We start from the raw sequence: 15,618 nt of genomic DNA on the forward strand, positions 1-15,618 counted from the left end.
TTTCAGGCCTGACAGCCATGAAGCCCCGGGACATTCTCGGGGCTTTTTCTTTTGCCTCAGCTACGGCTCGCAAGAGCTACGCCGAGCGCCGCGCAAGCCATGCCGAGCATCTGGACCAGGCTGAGGCTCTCTCCGAACAGCGCGAAGGCCATCAAGGCCGTGACCGGCGGCACCAGATAAAGCAGGGTCGCCACGCCCACCACCGCACCCTGGCGGATCAGGAAAAGCAGCAGGCCGATGGCGCCGATGGAGAGGCCGAGCACGGCCCATGCCATGGCGCCGATGAGCGGCCATGTGAATGCGATCTGCCCCTCTTCCAGCAGCAGAACCAGCGGCAGAGTGACAGCTGCCGCTCCCATATATTGGATGGTGGCGTTCACGCGCAGGTCCAGTTTGCTCCCGGTCCGCTTCTGCCAGATGGTGCCGATCGTGATCGAGACCATCCCGAGCAGGCAGATTCCCAGCGGCAGCGCCGGCACGCCCCCGTCGCCGAGTTTCGGCGCAACCACCAGAGCAGCGCCAACGAACCCGATGCCGATGCCCAGCCATCTTTTAGAAGACACCCTCTCCTTCAGCAGCGGCCCGGCCAGCACTGCCGTGGCAAGCGGCTGAAGGCCGGCCACAAGCGCCGAAATCCCCGCCGGCAGCCCATGCTTCACCGACCAGAACACAGCCCCGAGATACAGCCCATGGAGCAGGATTCCGGCAATGAGTGCATTGCCCCAGTCCCGCCCGGTCCTGGGCCAGGGCGCCCTCACCGCAACCACGATGACGCCCAGGACCAGGATGGCCAGGAGGTAGCGAACCAGAAGAAACGTGAGCGGCTCCGCATAAGGCGCCACGAACCGCGCGACGATGAAACCGGTCGCCCAGATGAGCACGAAGAGCGGAGGAGCCACGCGGGCGAGGAGGTGGGAGGACATGGGACTGGAGGCCGTCGAGATCGGACAAGGGCTGCCTTCTTAGGCTCCAGAGAGGCCGCTTGTCGATGTGCCGGCCTCAAGCTTTTCGTATGAACCAGGCCGGTGTGCGCCGCCGCACAAGCCGGTGCTGGTTGTGACATTTTGTTGCCTCAACAGCCCAGTTCGGGGCTATTAAACGTTACGTAATATTGTATGAAATACATACGATACGAATCGGCTTGGCGCTGAGGATAGACGAACGCCCCCAGCGCCTAGGCTCAAACATTGTCAGCTAGGTGCGTCTAAAGCACTGCATGAAGGGCTAAACGTTATGGCTACACACGACCCGATCACAAATACTTTCACGCTCGACGCAACAGAGCTGAATTTTGCCATTCCGTTTGCCCTGCCCGATACAACTCCCCCGGCTCGCACGCCGGACAACAGCGGAGTTCGCGGCAACGGCCTCAACAACGTCATCACCGGAGACGCAACAAACAACGATCTTTATGGAGAAGGCGGAAACGATACCCTGATCGGCGGAGGTGGAAGCAACTTCTTCGATGGGGGAGAAGGCTTTGATACGGTCTCCTATGAGACCGTGACTGGTGGCGTCTCCGTTGATCTTTCAGCCACTCTCCCCGCCTTCGCTCCTGCTATTATCGATGACACCTATGTAAGCATCGAAGGGATTATCGGCTCGGCCTTCAATGACACGATCAAGGGATCGGACGACGTCGGCGAGTTGCTCCAAGGCGGCGCGGGTAGCGACCAGATCGATGGCCAGGACGGCAACGACACCATCATTGGGGGCGCTGGCAATGACATCATGGCGGGCGGTGCGGGCAGCGATACCCTCTCCTATGCCAATGCCGATACATTCGTTTCTATCGAGATGGGTAGTGCGACCGGAGAAGCGGGGACACCCTACACCGGACAGGGCCATAATGGGGAAGCCGAAGGCGACACGAATATCGGCTTCGAGAACCTGATCGGCTCGCGCTTCGATGATACGCTCTCCGGCAACTACGGCCACAATTCCATCGATGGCGGTGCCGGTAGGGACAGCCTCAATGGTAATGTCGGCAACGACACCCTCAACGGTGGCGCTGGTGCGGACATCATGCAGGGCCTGGAAGACAATGATACCTACATTGTCGACAATGCGGCCGATGAGATCCGTGAGCGCGACGGCAATGGCTATGACACCGCCATCACCAGCGTTTCCTACGACCTCGCCTATCAGGAAGTTGAGGAGCTGCGTGCAACGGCCGATGCCGGCAGCATCAACCTGTCGGGCAACGAATACGCCAATACGATCATCGGTAATGACGGCAACAACGTCATCAACGGCGAACTCAAAGCCGACACCATGATTGGCAAAGGCGGCAACGATACCTACATCGTCGACAATGCCGGCGACGTGGTGACTGAGGATAGTGCTGCCGGCGGGTACGACTTGGTAAACACCAGCGTCAGCTACGCGCTCTCGGCCAATGTCGAGGCCCTCACGGCCACCGGTTCCGGCTCGATTGCTCTCAACGGCAACTCGCTGAACAACGTGATCACAGGCAACAGCGGCAACAACGTCATCGATGGTGGCGTCGGCGCGGACACGATGCAGGGTGGCGCTGGCGATGACGTGTATTACGTCGACAACATCGGCGACGTGATTATCGACACCGTTGGCACCAACACCATTTTCACCACCATCGACTACAAGAGCTCGCAGTTCATCGGCAATGTCGAGCTCATCGGCTCGAACAACATCGAGGTCGTCGGCAACGAGGCCGCCAACGTGCTCCGCGGCAATACGGGTGCCAACCGCATCAATGGCGGCAAGGGCAACGACGTGCTGTTCGGCGGCGCCGGCAAGGACTCCTTCGTCTTCGACAGCGCCATCGGCACCTGGAAGACGAACCCGAAAGTCAACCTCGACCGCATCCAAGACTTTACGGTCAAGCAGGACAAGCTCCTGCTCGACAACGCCATCTTCAAGAAGCTTGGCGCGAAGACCGGCAAGCTGAAGGCCGACTTCTTCAAGGTCGGCAAGGCCAGTGACAAGAACGACTATCTGATCCTCAGCAAGAACAAGAAGGCCCTGTCCTACGATGTAGATGGCTCGGGGTCCAAGAAGGCTGTCGAGATCATCAAGTTCGACAAGGCCGTCAATCTGACGGCTGCCGACMTCTGGGTCATCTGATCGGTCCCGAACGTAAGTATCATAAGGGCCTCCTGCGGGAGGCCCTTTTTCGTTGGGGAAACGGATCGGCGGGCTTGACGTTACCTTTTCACTTGCCTGTTTAATGCCTTGCTTGCCTGCCTTGCCCTGCCGCACCATCTCCAGCAGGCTGGAGCCCTGACGCTTGAACCGCCTTCGCCTCTATTTCGAACTCTTCACCATCACCAGCAACCGCTTCGTGCTGCACGACGCGTGGGCGATCGCGAGTCATATCGCTCTGTCGGTTCTCACCTCGCTCTTTCCCTTCCTCATCCTGGTGACGGCGCTCGCCAGCGTGTTAGGCACCGGCTCGCTCGCCGACGAGGTGGCGGACCTGCTCCTGGAGGCTTGGCCGCAGGAGATCGCGGGGCCGATTGCGGGAGAGATTCATAACATCCTCACCGGCCGGCGCAGCGATGTGCTGACGCTCGGCGTGGTGCTCACCCTCTATTTCGCGTCGAGCGGCGTGGAGAGCCTGCGGGTCGGCCTCAACCGCGCCTATAATGTGCGCGAGACGCGGGCTTGGTGGCTGACACGGCTCGAATCCATCGCCTTCGTCATCGGCGGCGCCTTCGTGCTGATGGCTATATCCCTGCTCGTGGTGCTCGGCCCCTTCATCTGGCGCGGAATCCTGCACTGGGTGCCGGCCCTGCAGCCCCTGGACAGCCTGATCGGCTTCCTGCGCATCGGCGTCGCCACGCTCGTGATCGTGGCGGGCCTCATGTGCGCCCACAAGCTCATCCCCTCGGGGCGTCGCACATTCCTCTCGGTGATGCCGGGTGTGGGCATGACGCTGTTCCTGTGGCTGCTCGGCGGCTTCGGCTTCAGCTGGTATCTCGAATATTATCCCGGCGCCTATGCCTCCACCTATGGAGGGCTCGCCACCGCCATGGTGGCGCTGATCTTCCTCTACACGCTCGGCGCGATCTTCCTGTTCGGGGGCGAGCTCAACGGCACCATCATGGCCGCCAAGCGCCGGCGCCTTGGGTTGGAGCCGACACCCCAGAGCATCAACGACGTGATCACCCTGCCCTGACGCGCAGGTTAAAGATTGGGCGAGATCCTGATCTCCAGCATGGCCGATGCGGCGGGCCGCGTATCCTGCGCGACGCCGTAGCCTACCTTGACGTTGAGCACCGACCGGAACGGATCGGCCTGGGAGCTGAGCACGGTCTGACCCATGATCTCGGACATGAGGCCGGAGCCGACATTGCCGCTGGCCGTATCCACATTCATGTTCGGCGACAGCCTGACCTGCGTCTCCCATTTCTCGAGCGAGAGATCCAAGGGAATGCCCAGCGTGCCGCTCACCGTCTGCGAATAGCCGGTGTTGAGCGTCGCCATGGAGCCGCCGGTCGAGAGGCCGAGATTCATGCCGCCGAAGGCATCGGATTGACGCGTCCAGAACGCCTCCCAGTTCGCTCGCGAGGTCAGGCTGCCGTCGTCACCTCCGCCGCGCACCAGTTCCGTCCCGAGGCGCAGATTGAGATCGTTGAACGGCTGAAGCTTGGCGCCGAGGCTCCTGTCGAACGTGTCGGGATTGAAAGCGGTCTTTTCCGACTTGGCGAGGCCGCTCGTCCATATTTGAGTGCGCGAAAGGGTATAGCGGTTATCTGGTCTGGAGCCCATGCGCCTGACCGCAATATGCTCATCGAGCCAAGAAGATGTCACACGATCACTCCAGATCTCGTGGTCTTCCGCAGCATCCGCGAATGCAATACTTGATAGGCAACTAAGCAAAATTGCTCCGATGCCTGAATAAAATCGATMCATCGCTCAAACCAGAATAAAATCTTATATAATAATCAGATACAGAACTATTCGAACCCGAACTCATTAATATGAAATTAACTTGAAATAACTCATTGCCGATGCTGAATTTATGAACATTCATGCCCACGAATTCACAGGCAGAGAATCAAAAAGCCTGAATATCGTGCAGCTTTTGTAGAACATTGTATCAACCGACAACACGACATCTTGACGCTGCTGGAAACGAAAGCGGCCGGGCAATGCCCGGCCGTTTCCATCTCGTAGGCCTGACAAACTAGCCGGCGATCTTGTACTTTACGAAGCCTTCCGGCGCGTCGCCCATCTTTTCCACCTTGATCCCGGCGGGCTGATAGGCGGCGGCGTTCGGCCCCGTCGTGAAGGTCATGGTCACGCCGGCGGGCACGGCCAGCGCCCAGGAGCCGTCGGCCCTCGGGGCGACTTCCTTCTTCTCGACGATGTAGCGCATGATCGCATCGCGGGTGAGGTCGGGCGCCTCGAACACGATGGTCGTGCCGTCGGCTCCAGGGAAGTTGCCACCGCCGCCCGCGCGGTAGTTGTTGGTCACGACGATGAACTGCTGGTCATCCGTCACGGGCTTGCCGTTATAGGTCAGGTCCTTGATGCGGTGCGCATCGGCATTCACCACCTTGCCGTTATCGTCGTAACGCGAGGCTTGCGTCGGATCGATCTTATACTGCACACCCGCGATGACATCGAAATTATAGGCCGGGAATTTCTGGTTGATGAGCTCCTGCTCGCCGCCCTTGGCCACGTCGATCTGGTTGTAGATGCCGGCTGAGCGCTCGAGCCATTCGCGCACCTGAGCGCCGGTGATTTTCACCACGCGGATCGTGTTCGGATAGATGTAGATATCCGCCATGTCCTTGATGGCGAGCGGRCCGGGCTTGATCTCGGTGAAGTAGTTCGGGCCGCCGCGTCCACCGGCCTTGAAGGGAGCAGCCGCCGAGAGAATCGGCAGATCCTTGAAGGCAGAGGCCTTGAGCTGGTCGGCCACATACCAAGACTGCGCCTCGGCTACGAGCTTCACGGAAGCATCGTCCGCCACGAGCGAGTAATAGGAATGGATCGGCACCGCCGTGGTGCCCACAGGCTCGCGCACATATTTCAGCGTCGCATCGTGACCGGCCTGTGCGGCGGCCAACACGGCGGCATCGGAATCCACCTTGGCCACCACTTTACGGTCGACACGGTCGTAGATTGGGCGCGCCTCGGTGCGGAAATTCGCGACCTTCCAGGCATTGCCGTCCTTGGTCAGTTCCAGGTCGATGAGGCCGAGATGGCTGCCCCAGAAACCGGCCATGACAGCGGGCTTGCCGTGAAGCGTGCCAGCCTTCGCATCGACGCCGGGGATGTTGTTGAATTCCTTGCCGCCTGGGAACACGAAGTGCTGGTGGCCGGTGAGGATGACGTCGATGCCGTCGACCTTGGCGAGATGCAGGGCTGCGTTCTCCTCGCCGCCTTTGCGCTCGCCGCCCGCGATGCCCGAATGGCAGAGCGCGACCACGATGTCGGCGCCGGCTTTTTTCAGCTCAGGCACATGCTTGTTCGCCGCATCGACGATGTCGATGGTGGTGGCCTTGCCGTCGAGATGCGACTTGTCCCACTGCACGATCTGCGGCGGCACGAAACCGATCACGCCGACCTTGATCTTCTGCTTCGCGCCGGTCTCATCGACGAACTCGCGGTCGAGGATGAGCCACGGCTTCTGCAGGGTCTCGCCATTCGCCTTGATGACGTTCGCGCAGACCAGCGGGAATTTCGCGGCACCGAGCGCGTTCTGCAGGAATTCGAGGCCGTAGTTGAACTCGTGATTGCCGAGCGTGCCGCAATCATAGTTCAGCTCGTTCATGGCGGCGACCATGGGGTGCACGTCGCCCTTCTTCATGCCCTGACGGTAGGCCACGAAATCGCCGAGCGGCGAGCCCTGGATCAGGTCGCCGTTGTCGAAGAGCAGGCTGTTCTTGGCCTCTGCCCGGGCGCCCTTCACCAGGGTCGCGGTGCGGGCCAGGCCCACCGTGTCGTCGGCGGCGTCGCGATAATAATCGTACGGGAAGACATTCACGTGCAGGTCGGTGGTCTCCAGGATGCGAAGCTTCACCACCGGGCCGCTCTGAGCCCAGGCGAACCGGGGCATTCCCGTGAGTGCGGCGGCGGCAACGCCGGTCTGCAGGACGCGACGGCGGGTAATCGACGATGTCATGACGGCTTCCTCTGAATGGAACGATGTTCCCTTAATCAGAGGAGAGCACATCTTTTATGACAGGATCAAGATAGCCGGCTCACGATGACCGCAGCGCCTCATCGAGGTCGCGGTAGAGGTCCTCGACATCCTCGATGCCGGTGGACAGGCGCAGAAGGTCCGGCGGGCAAGGGGTTCCGGGGCCTTCGATGGAGGCGCGGTGCTCGATGAGGCTCTCGACGCCGCCAAGCGATGTCGCTCTTTTCCACAGGCGCACGCGCGCCGCCGTGCGGATAGCGGCCGCCTCGCCCTCGCTCACCTGGATCGAGAGCATGTAGCCGAAGCCGCCCTCCATCTGCCGGCTGGCGATATCGTGGCCGGGATGCTGCGGCAGGCCGGGATAGAGCACCCGCGCCACTTTCGGATGCGCGGAGAGGCGCTGGGCGAGGTCGAGCGCGCTTTTTGCCTGCTGCGCCGTGCGCACATGGAGCGTGCGCATGCCGCGCATCAGCAGATAGGCCTCGAAGGGGCCGAGGATCGCGCCCTGCATCTTGCGGATGGAGGAGACCCGCGTCCAGAAGTCATCGGCCTTGGCACCGGCAAGCGCGCCCGCCACCACATCGGAATGGCCGTTGAGCACCTTGGTCGCCGCATGCATGACGATATCGGCACCGAGGCTCAGCGGACGGGTATGGACCGGCGAGGCCGTGGTGGAATCGACCGCCAGCCGTGCCCCAGCCGCATGGGCGATCTCGGTGGCACCGGCAATGTCGGTGACGGTCCAGAGCGGGTTGGAGGGCGTCTCGATCCAGACGAGCTTGGTGCGGCCCGGCACGACGGCCTTGCGCAGCGCGTCGAGATCGTCCGTCTCCACGAAATCGACGGCAAGGCCCCAGCGCACGGCTTCCGTCATCAGCCAGCTGCGCAGGGCCCAATACATGACCTTGGAGGCGACGATGTGATCGCCGGGGTTGAGCGCCTGGAACACTGCGGTGGCTGCAGCCATGCCCGAAGAAAACAGCAGTGCGCCGGCCTCCGCCTCCTCCAGCATGGCCAGAACCTCTTCGGCCTCGCGCACGGTAGCGTTGTCCGGGCGGCCATAGACGAAGCCGGAGGAATAGGCATTGTCCTCGTCGCGGATATAGGTGGTCGCCACATGGATCGGCGGCACCACCGCCTTGGTGATCGGGTCCACATGGCCCATGGCCTGAGCGGTCAGGCTGCGCTTCGACCAAGGGGAGCGTGACGACGACATGGGAACCTCCGAAAGCGTGACCGGTTGCGTCACAGACAAGATGCGTAGCTCTTAGAGCATCGGACGCAAAAGTGGGAACCGGTTTTGCGTGGAAAGATGCGCACCTCATAAAGGAATTTTGCGATGCAGACACATCAAACCGCGCCGGGCAGCCATGCAATTCCGCCCATCCCGCGCTTCCTGATCGCGGTGCTGCCCATCCTCGTGGTCGCGGTGTCGGCGAGCCTCGTCACCCAGCCGAATATCCCGACTTGGTATGCGAGCCTGCAGAAGCCCGCCTTCACGCCGCCGAACTGGGCGTTTCCCGTCGCCTGGACAACGCTCTACGCCATGATGGCCTATGCACTCTGGCGGATTCTCTCGCTGCCGAAGGGCCTGCCCGGCCGCGTTGCGGCCATTGCGGCGTTCTTCGTGCAGCTGACCTTGAATGGATTATGGTCCTTCGCCTTCTTCGGCGCGCAGAGCCCGGTCGCGGGCCTCGTGGTGATCGCGGCCCTGATCGTGGCGATCCTCGCCACCATCGCGACATTCTGGAAGCTCGACCGCGCGGCGGCCCTGCTTCTCGTGCCCTATCTCGCCTGGGTCACTTACGCGAGCGTCCTCAACGGGACGATCTGGCGGCTCAACGGCTGATTATTTCGCCTCGTCGAACAGGTCTGGGCTGTTGTCGAGGTGATCGACCACACCGACGAAGGGCAGCTGGCGGTAGGAATGGGCGACGTCCATGCCGTAGCCGACGACGAACACGTCCGGGCAGGTGAAGCCCACGTAATCGGGCGTAATCTGCACGGCGCGCTTGCCGGGCTTTTCCAACAGAACCGCCGTCCGCACGCTCTTCGCGCCGCGGGCCATTAAAAGGTCCTTGGCGAAGGTGACCGTGCGGCCGGATTCGAGGATGTCGTCCACAAGCAGCACATCGCGGCCGCGCACATCGCTCTCCACGTCCCGCAGGATGGTGACGTTGCCGCTGGAGACCGTGCCGTCCAGGTAGCTCGACAGATGCACGAACTCGACCTGCGGCTCCAAGCCCGTCCGGTGCAGGGCGCGGATGAGATCGGCCGCGAACATGAAGCTGCCCTTGAGCACCGCGACGACGAGCAGGTTCTCCGGCTTGCCGCTCGCGATCTCCTTCGCCAGCGCCTCGTTGCGCGTGGCAATGGCGTTCTCGTCGAACAGGACCCGGATGCGGGGGGAAGCGGTCATCGTCGTCAATCCAGAAAAATGCAAAAGGCTTTTAGGTTTCCCCTCTTCACGACCATGGCGCGCGCGGGAAGTCAAACTTTTCACGAATTTCGCAAAAAAGTTTGCCGGAGATGAGGGTGAGGTATCGACGCCTTACTCCCTTTCCATCACAGCCCTCATCCGAGGGCCGCCGAAGGCGGTGTCTCGAAGAGCCTGCCCCGGACTTGATCCGGGGACGAGGGCATCTCCAGAGACCACTGGAGCCTCCTTGAGACGCCTGCTGAGGCAGTCCCTCAGGATGAGGGTGGTGGATATTGGAAGCCGGATCATCTGCACAACGCCGGTAATGGCGGTCGCTATCCCAGCCGGTGCGGCAATGTCCCGCGAGCGGTTCGCTTTCCGTCTTCCTCCCGCAAGTTTATGGCTTGCTAACCATAGCGGGGCGATAAGGGGACGAATCGCTCCATGGCGTCCTGACGCCATGGTCCTTGATGTCTTCAGGAGGGGTTCTGGCGCGGGTGAGAGCGTTCTACGACGAGGAATATGAGGAAGGTGCGGCTGCGTCCGTGCATTTCGAGAATGTGGGCGTGCGCTATGGCATGGGGCCCGAGGTCCTGCGCGACCTGACCTTTTCCATCGAGCCCAATTCCTTCCAGTTCCTCACCGGCCCGTCCGGTGCGGGCAAGACCACGCTGTTGCGCCTTATCCTGCTGTCCGTGAAGCCGACGCGCGGTTTGATCTCGCTCTTCGGCGAGGATGTCTCGCGGATTTCCAAGATGGAGCTGACCGGCCTTCGCCGCCGCATGGGCGTGGTGTTTCAGGACTTCCGCCTGCTCGACCATCTGACAACTTATGAGAACGTCGCCCTTCCCCTTCGCGTGCAGGGCAAGGACGAATCGAGCTACCGCGCCGAGGTGGTGGAGCTCTTACGCTGGGTGGGCTTGGGCGACCGCATGCACATGCTTCCTCCCGTGCTCTCGGGCGGCGAGAAGCAACGCGCCGCCATCGCCCGAGCGCTCATCGTCCGTCCCGACCTGCTGCTCGCCGACGAGCCCACCGGCAACGTGGACCCCTCTCTCGCAAGGCGCCTTTTACGCCTGTTCATCGAACTCAACCGGCTCGGAACCTCGGTGGTGATCGCCACCCACGATTTCAGCCTCATGGAACAGCTCAACGTCCGCCGCCTCGTGCTCGGCGACGGCAGGCTGCATATCGACGAATGAGCGCGGCTCCCTCCCCCCGGCTGAGGAAGGCTTCGCCGCAAAAGGCGCAAGGAAGCGACAAGCGCTCCCTCCCCGCCTCGTTGAGCCGCAACGCCCCCCTCGTGCCCGTGGATTCGGCGGGCGGGCAGGCGCTTGCCGCTGTGATCGGCATTCTCACCTTCTTGGCTGCCCTCTGCGCCGGCGGGGCCGAGATGGTCGCGACGAGTTCCGCGCAATGGCGCTCCGAAATCGCCCGCGAGGTCACGATCCAGATCCGCCCCAATCCGCAGCGCTCCATCGAGGACGACGTCAACCGCGCCATTGCGCTGGCGCGCCAGGCGCCCGGCGTGGAGGAGGCCCAGGCTTTCTCGAAGGAGGAGTCCGAGCGCTTGCTGGAGCCCTGGCTCGGAACCGGCCTCGATTTCAACGACCTGCCGGTGCCGCGCCTGATTGTCATCAAGATCCAGGAGGACGCGAAGCCCGATTTCAGCGCCCTGAGGCAGAGCCTGCAACAGAACGTCCCCGGCGCGAGCCTGGACGACCATGCCCTCTGGGTCTCGCGGCTTTCCACCATGGCCAACACCATCATCGGAACCGGCGTGTTCCTCGTGACCCTAGTTCTCGTCGCGGCAGGGCTTGCGGTGATCTTCGCGACACGGGGCGCCATGGCCGGGAACCGGGAGGTGGTGGATATTCTCCATTTCGTGGGCGCGGACGACGATTTCATTGCCAGGGAATTCCAGCGCCGCTTCTTCAAACTGGGCCTTCGCGGCAGCGCCATCGGCGCGGGCGCGGCCCTGGCCCTGACCATCGTGCTCGGCCTCATCGCCCGCTCCTGGCGCGCGAGCCCCACGGGCGACCAGCTGGAGGCCCTGTTCGGCGCCTTCAGCATCGGCTGGACCGGCTATCTTGTCGTCGTCCTCATCGCCCTGCTCGTGGCGGTGATCACGGGCGTGGTCTCGCGCTTGACAGTGAGACGTTTTCTTAACGGAAATGGTTGATGTTGATGGTTACCGGTTCCTGAAAGGGTTGCCTCTTCATTGCCGCATTCTGCACTATCCTCGTCCAAGATGACCTCGCGAACGCAGACTTGGGCGACGCCGCACTCAATCGACGCCACTGAAGCTTTGGGCTGGGGCTGGACGATGCGTGGCGTACATGCCCATCCGACGCGGCGCTCATGGGCGCGGCGGCTTTTCCGCTTCGGCTTCTGGAGCTGCGCGGCTTTCCTGACCCTTGGGTTCCTGGGGTTCTTCGGCTTCGTCTACAGCATCGACCGGTTCGAGCAGCGGCCTGAAACCCGCGCGGACGGTATCGTGGCCATGACCGGCGGCGCGCAGCGCATCGGCGATGCCATCGACCTTCTGGCGCAGGGCTATGCCAAAAGGCTCCTGATCTCCGGCGTCAACGAGAAGACCAGCCGTGACCAGATCTCCCGCCTCAATCCCGGCCAGCGCCGCCTGTTCGATTGCTGCGTGGACCTGGACTACCGTGCCCGCAACACCATCGGCAACGCCATCGAGACCCGGCGCTGGGCCGAGAAGAACGATTTCAACGCCATCATCGTGGTGACCTCGAACTACCACATGCCGCGCACCCTCGTGGAACTCGACCACGCCCTTCCGAACCTGCAGAAGATCCCCTATCCGGTCGCCGCGACCATCGATCCGCACGATTGGTGGCACAATCCCTCGACGGCCCGGGTGCTGGCCTCCGAATACGTGAAGTTTCTGGCCGTCTGGCTGCGCACCCGCTTCGAGGACGACCCGGAGCGCTCCTCGGTGGCCGTGATCATCAGCGGCGGCGCCCCGAGCCAGCAGGCCGCCGCCGAGCCGAACTGGCGCTAGAGACTGAATCGAAAAACCTCTATGTTGCCCACGCCCGCGGAGCCCTGAGGCTCCGCTTTTCGTTTTCAAGAAGCCATGCTGACCATCCGCTCCCTGCTCTTCAACATCGCTTTCTACGTCAACCTCGTCGTGTGGCTGATCCTGCTGATTCCGGGTGTTCTCCTGCCGCGCCGGGTGTTCCTGAGCTGGGTGAAGGCGTGGGCTCACACGTCCCTGTGGCTCCTGCGGGTTGTGGCTGGAACCAAGGTCGAGATTCGCGGACTGGAGAAGATCCCGGTAGGCGGCGCGCTCGTCGCCGCCAAGCATCAATCCCTGTGGGAGACCTTCGCGCTGCTGACGATCTTCGACGATCCCACCTTCATCCTGAAGCGGGAGCTGATGTGGATTCCGTTCTTCGGCTGGTATCTGCGTAAAGCCCGCTGCGTGCCGGTGAACCGCAAGGCAGGCTCACAGGCCCTGGTGAAGATGACGGCGCAAGCCAAGGACGAGGCCCGCCACGGACGCCAGATCATCATCTTTCCCGAAGGCACCCGCCGCCCACCCGGAGCTGCCCCGGCCTATAAATACGGCGTGGCCCATCTCTACCAGAACCTTGGCTTTCCTTGCATTCCCGTGGCCCTGAACTCGGGCCTCTATTGGCCACGCCGTCAGTTCATCCGCCGCCCCGGCACGATTCGCGTCGAGATCCTGGACCCGATTCCATCGGGGATGCCTCGGGAAGAATTCTTCAAGCGGATGCAGGAGGGCATCGAGGAAGCCTCGAACCGGCTGCTCGCCGAGGGGCGCGCGGAGCTTGGCTTCGCCTCTACCTCCAAATCGACGGCTTCCATCAGCAAAGCCTGAATCTTCAAGGCTTTTGACCGTCTTGACGCATCGCCTCGCAGTTCCTACATATAAGAACATATGGCGAACAAACGCACCATATCCTGGAATACGGCCATGCGGGATCTCCGCAACGAGCGAATGCGGAGGGCTGGCGTGCGCGAGGAACCCTTGAGAGCGACGGCAGGCCTGCGCTCCTCGCCGACGCTGAGTTCATGGCGTGGGGTCTCGGGCCGCCGCTACATCGTCGGCATCCATCCGCTCGACCTGAAGGAACTTCTGGAAGTCACCGACGCCGTGGTGCTCGCCGTGAGCCGAGACGAATCGAAAACCGCCCATGTGATCGACGTGGTGATGGCGGGTCCGGAGCCCAGCACCGATACCCGCACCCGCTGGCTCACTGAGGTCGAAAAGCGCGGCGCCTCGGAACTCCACGTCCACAGGCTCGCCGATACGGATTCCCGCCGCCGCGCGATTCTAGCGGATCTACGCGAGATCGCGGATCTCGCCGCCCCTCAGGATTCCTGATCGAGCGCTGCCACGATCCGCTGCATCAGCGGATCGACGACGCCCATGCTCACCAGATGCTCATGGGTCGAGCGGACATAATCGGGATTGGCACCCGAAATGCCCTGCCCCTGGCTCACGAGCCGCAAGACCTCTTCGAAGGACAGGCTGCCCGCATATTGCTGATGTTTGCGGTCCGCGATGTAGCCGAGCGCGGTCACGGCGCGTCCGTCATCGAGCCGAACCGGCAGGTGCCGCTCTAGATAAACGCTCGTCACCTGCTCGCGCTCGCGCAGGTAATGTACCGTTGCCTCGGCTTCTTCTCTAGCCACTCGGAACGCGACCCCGTGACAGCGCCCGCCCCGGTCGAGGCCGAGCACAAGGCCGGGGTTTTCCGGCGTTCCGCGATGCACATGGGAGAGCACGCAAAGCGCGCGGCGATAGCCGTAGAGATGAGCATGGCGACGCTCGGTGAAGGGAAATCCCGGCCGCCACATGAGAGAGCCGTAGCCAAAAACCCAAAGATCGTCTGAGCCGTCCGTCAATGTACCTTGCATGGTGCCTTGCGCCCGAACCTTGCCTGCTTCCGGCGCTACCAGTAACGAAGCAGCAGCACAACAGGAGATCCTGCATGGTCGAACCCGCCTCCACGGAAGTCCGGCGCCACAGCCGCTTCTGGCTCTATACCCCATTCGTATTGCTGCTGCTGGTGGCGGTGGCCTGGAGCATCGCGTGGTTCTTCATCCGCAACCGCGCCGGCGATACGCTGGACGCCTGGCTGGCGGCGGAAGTTGCCCAAGGCCGGCAATGGACCTGCGCTGATCGCACCATCGCAGGCTACCCTTTCCGCATCGAGCTGGTTTGCCCCATGCTCACCCTGAAGCAGGGCGCCGTGAACGCCTCGTTCGGGCGCGTGGAGGCCATCGCGCAGGTCTACCAGCCCCGCCTGGTGATCGCGGAGATCGGCGGCCCCTTGAACGTCACCGATGGCAGGGCGACGATTCAGGGCACCTGGGATCTCCTCCAGGCCAGCATCCATGCGACGCCAAACAGCTTTCAGCGCCTCTCACTCGCCGCGACGAACCCGAAGCTGACGGTCACCGGACTGACGCCACAGGCGATCGCCACATCCGGCGAAAGGCTGGAGATGCATCTGCGCCCCAATCCCAACAGGGTACAAGAGAAAGCCTATGACGCGGCGTTCGCGATCAAGCAGGCGACCATCCCCTTCATCGATGCCCTGATCGGTGGCACTGAACTCACGGACCTCAACGCCGACGTCACGGTGACGCAAGCCGACGGCTTCCGGGGCCGCCCCATCGCCGCAGAGTTGGAGCGCTGGCGTGCCGCCGGCGGCACGCTCGACATCCTCATGCTCTCCGCCGCCAAGGGCACGCGCCGCATGGAAGCCAAGGGCAAGCTGAGCCTCGACCCTGAGCACCGGCCCACGGGCCAGCTGAGTGCATCGGCGGCGGGCCTCGACGGTCTCCTCAGCAGCATCACGGGCAGCCGAAACACGGGCGCCCTGCTCGGCGCATTGCTCGGACAGGCTCCAAGTGCGGGCGGCAACAACGGGCAGCCGAAACTATCGCCTCTGCCTCCGCTGCGGATGGAGAACGGCCTGCTGGCGCTGGGGCCTTTCGTGGTGCCGAATGTGAAGCTGCAGCCGCTGTATTGAAAACAATCCGTCATGGCCGGGACGAGCCC

At 62.6% G+C, this 15,618-nt stretch carries 15 protein-coding genes; 9 read left to right on the plus strand and 6 right to left on the minus strand.

What is annotated here, in order from left to right:
- Nucleotides 1–56: 56 nt before the first annotated feature.
- On the minus strand, nucleotides 57–923 hold the full coding sequence (locus tag ACXJKO_RS01285; protein ID WP_457089261.1) for a DMT family transporter: 867 nt from the start codon (nucleotides 921–923) through the stop codon (nucleotides 57–59).
- 310 nt (nucleotides 924–1,233) lie between these two features.
- Between ACXJKO_RS01285 and ACXJKO_RS01290 the strand changes: the two genes are divergently transcribed.
- Complete coding sequence (locus ACXJKO_RS01290; protein ID WP_457089262.1) at nucleotides 1,234–3,105, plus strand: calcium-binding protein; 1,872 nt, start codon at nucleotides 1,234–1,236, stop codon at nucleotides 3,103–3,105.
- 163 nt (nucleotides 3,106–3,268) lie between these two features.
- Nucleotides 3,269–4,159, plus strand: a complete 891-nt coding sequence (locus ACXJKO_RS01295) for a YihY/virulence factor BrkB family protein (protein WP_457089263.1) — start codon at nucleotides 3,269–3,271, stop codon at nucleotides 4,157–4,159.
- Nucleotides 4,160–4,167: 8 nt separating this feature from the next.
- On the opposite strand, the gene ACXJKO_RS01300 is transcribed toward ACXJKO_RS01295, so the two are convergent.
- From ACXJKO_RS01300 to ACXJKO_RS01310, 3 genes are all read right to left on the minus strand, one after another.
- On the minus strand, nucleotides 4,168–4,794 hold the full coding sequence (locus tag ACXJKO_RS01300; RefSeq protein ID WP_457089264.1) for a hypothetical protein: 627 nt from the start codon (nucleotides 4,792–4,794) through the stop codon (nucleotides 4,168–4,170).
- Between the two features lie 376 nt (nucleotides 4,795–5,170).
- Nucleotides 5,171–7,117 (minus strand): bifunctional 2',3'-cyclic-nucleotide 2'-phosphodiesterase/3'-nucleotidase, encoded by a 1,947-nt coding sequence (locus ACXJKO_RS01305; RefSeq protein WP_457089265.1) that lies wholly within the window; start codon nucleotides 7,115–7,117, stop codon nucleotides 5,171–5,173.
- A 79-nt stretch (nucleotides 7,118–7,196) separates the two neighbouring features.
- Nucleotides 7,197–8,351: a trans-sulfuration enzyme family protein gene (locus tag ACXJKO_RS01310; RefSeq protein ID WP_457089266.1), complete on the minus strand. Its 1,155-nt coding sequence runs from the start codon at nucleotides 8,349–8,351 to the stop codon at nucleotides 7,197–7,199.
- A 123-nt stretch (nucleotides 8,352–8,474) separates the two neighbouring features.
- On the opposite strand from ACXJKO_RS01310, the gene ACXJKO_RS01315 reads away from it, so the two are divergent.
- Nucleotides 8,475–8,984: a TspO/MBR family protein gene (locus ACXJKO_RS01315; protein WP_457089267.1), complete on the plus strand. Its 510-nt coding sequence runs from the start codon at nucleotides 8,475–8,477 to the stop codon at nucleotides 8,982–8,984.
- Here the strand turns inward: ACXJKO_RS01315 and hpt are convergent, their stop codons facing one another.
- Nucleotides 8,985–9,554, minus strand: a complete 570-nt coding sequence (gene hpt / locus ACXJKO_RS01320; RefSeq protein ID WP_457089268.1) for a hypoxanthine phosphoribosyltransferase — start codon at nucleotides 9,552–9,554, stop codon at nucleotides 8,985–8,987.
- A 578-nt stretch (nucleotides 9,555–10,132) separates the two neighbouring features.
- Between hpt and ACXJKO_RS01325 the strand changes: the two genes are divergently transcribed.
- The 5 genes from ACXJKO_RS01325 (at nucleotide 10,133) to ACXJKO_RS01345 (ending at nucleotide 13,932) form a co-directional block, all read left to right on the plus strand.
- Nucleotides 10,133–10,756, plus strand: coding sequence for a cell division ATP-binding protein FtsE (locus tag ACXJKO_RS01325; RefSeq protein WP_457089349.1), 624 nt, complete (start codon nucleotides 10,133–10,135; stop codon nucleotides 10,754–10,756).
- A complete protein-coding gene (locus ACXJKO_RS01330; RefSeq protein ID WP_457089269.1) occupies nucleotides 10,753–11,736 on the plus strand; it encodes a cell division protein FtsX in 984 nt (327 codons plus the stop codon). The genes ACXJKO_RS01325 and ACXJKO_RS01330 overlap by 4 nt, the downstream gene beginning before the upstream one ends.
- A 144-nt stretch (nucleotides 11,737–11,880) precedes the next feature.
- Nucleotides 11,881–12,582 carry a YdcF family protein gene (locus ACXJKO_RS01335; protein WP_457089270.1) on the plus strand — a complete coding sequence of 234 codons (702 nt, stop codon included), beginning with the start codon at nucleotides 11,881–11,883 and terminating at the stop codon, nucleotides 12,580–12,582.
- Between the two features lie 75 nt (nucleotides 12,583–12,657).
- A complete protein-coding gene (locus ACXJKO_RS01340) occupies nucleotides 12,658–13,425 on the plus strand; it encodes a lysophospholipid acyltransferase family protein (protein ID WP_457089271.1) in 768 nt (255 codons plus the stop codon).
- A 96-nt stretch (nucleotides 13,426–13,521) separates the two neighbouring features.
- A complete protein-coding gene (locus ACXJKO_RS01345; protein ID WP_457089272.1) occupies nucleotides 13,522–13,932 on the plus strand; it encodes a hypothetical protein in 411 nt (136 codons plus the stop codon).
- Here ACXJKO_RS01345 and ACXJKO_RS01350 read toward each other — a convergent pair.
- Nucleotides 13,920–14,468 carry a gamma-glutamylcyclotransferase gene (locus ACXJKO_RS01350; protein ID WP_457089273.1) on the minus strand — a complete coding sequence of 183 codons (549 nt, stop codon included), beginning with the start codon at nucleotides 14,466–14,468 and terminating at the stop codon, nucleotides 13,920–13,922. The two genes, ACXJKO_RS01345 and ACXJKO_RS01350, sit on opposite strands and share 13 nt — an antisense overlap.
- A gap of 74 nt (nucleotides 14,469–14,542) precedes the next feature.
- Between ACXJKO_RS01350 and ACXJKO_RS01355 the strand changes: the two genes are divergently transcribed.
- The gene (locus tag ACXJKO_RS01355; protein WP_457089274.1) at nucleotides 14,543–15,589 is read left to right on the plus strand and encodes a DUF2125 domain-containing protein; all 1,047 of its coding nucleotides are present in this window, start codon (nucleotides 14,543–14,545) and stop codon (nucleotides 15,587–15,589) included.
- Nucleotides 15,590–15,618 lie beyond the last annotated feature (29 nt).

The organism is Microvirga sp. P5_D2 (assembly GCF_054049475.1).

Excerpts from the sequence above, each read along its gene's own strand:
- ACXJKO_RS01285 (WP_457089261.1), bottom strand. The coding sequence starts at position 923 with ATGTCCTCCCACCTCCTCGCCCGCGTGGCTCCTCCGCTCTTCGTGCTC.
- ACXJKO_RS01310 (WP_457089266.1), bottom strand. The coding sequence starts at position 8,351 with ATGTCGTCGTCACGCTCCCCTTGGTCGAAGCGCAGCCTGACCGCTCAG.
- ACXJKO_RS01315 (WP_457089267.1), top strand. The coding sequence starts at position 8,475 with ATGCAGACACATCAAACCGCGCCGGGCAGCCATGCAATTCCGCCCATC.
- hpt (WP_457089268.1), bottom strand. The coding sequence starts at position 9,554 with ATGACCGCTTCCCCCCGCATCCGGGTCCTGTTCGACGAGAACGCCATT.
- ACXJKO_RS01325 (WP_457089349.1), top strand. The coding sequence starts at position 10,133 with ATGGGGCCCGAGGTCCTGCGCGACCTGACCTTTTCCATCGAGCCCAAT.
- ACXJKO_RS01330 (WP_457089269.1), top strand. The coding sequence starts at position 10,753 with ATGAGCGCGGCTCCCTCCCCCCGGCTGAGGAAGGCTTCGCCGCAAAAG.
- ACXJKO_RS01335 (WP_457089270.1), top strand. The coding sequence starts at position 11,881 with ATGCGTGGCGTACATGCCCATCCGACGCGGCGCTCATGGGCGCGGCGG.
- ACXJKO_RS01340 (WP_457089271.1), top strand. The coding sequence starts at position 12,658 with ATGCTGACCATCCGCTCCCTGCTCTTCAACATCGCTTTCTACGTCAAC.
- ACXJKO_RS01345 (WP_457089272.1), top strand. The coding sequence starts at position 13,522 with ATGCGGGATCTCCGCAACGAGCGAATGCGGAGGGCTGGCGTGCGCGAG.
- ACXJKO_RS01350 (WP_457089273.1), bottom strand. The coding sequence starts at position 14,468 with ATGCAAGGTACATTGACGGACGGCTCAGACGATCTTTGGGTTTTTGGC.
- ACXJKO_RS01355 (WP_457089274.1), top strand. The coding sequence starts at position 14,543 with ATGGTCGAACCCGCCTCCACGGAAGTCCGGCGCCACAGCCGCTTCTGG.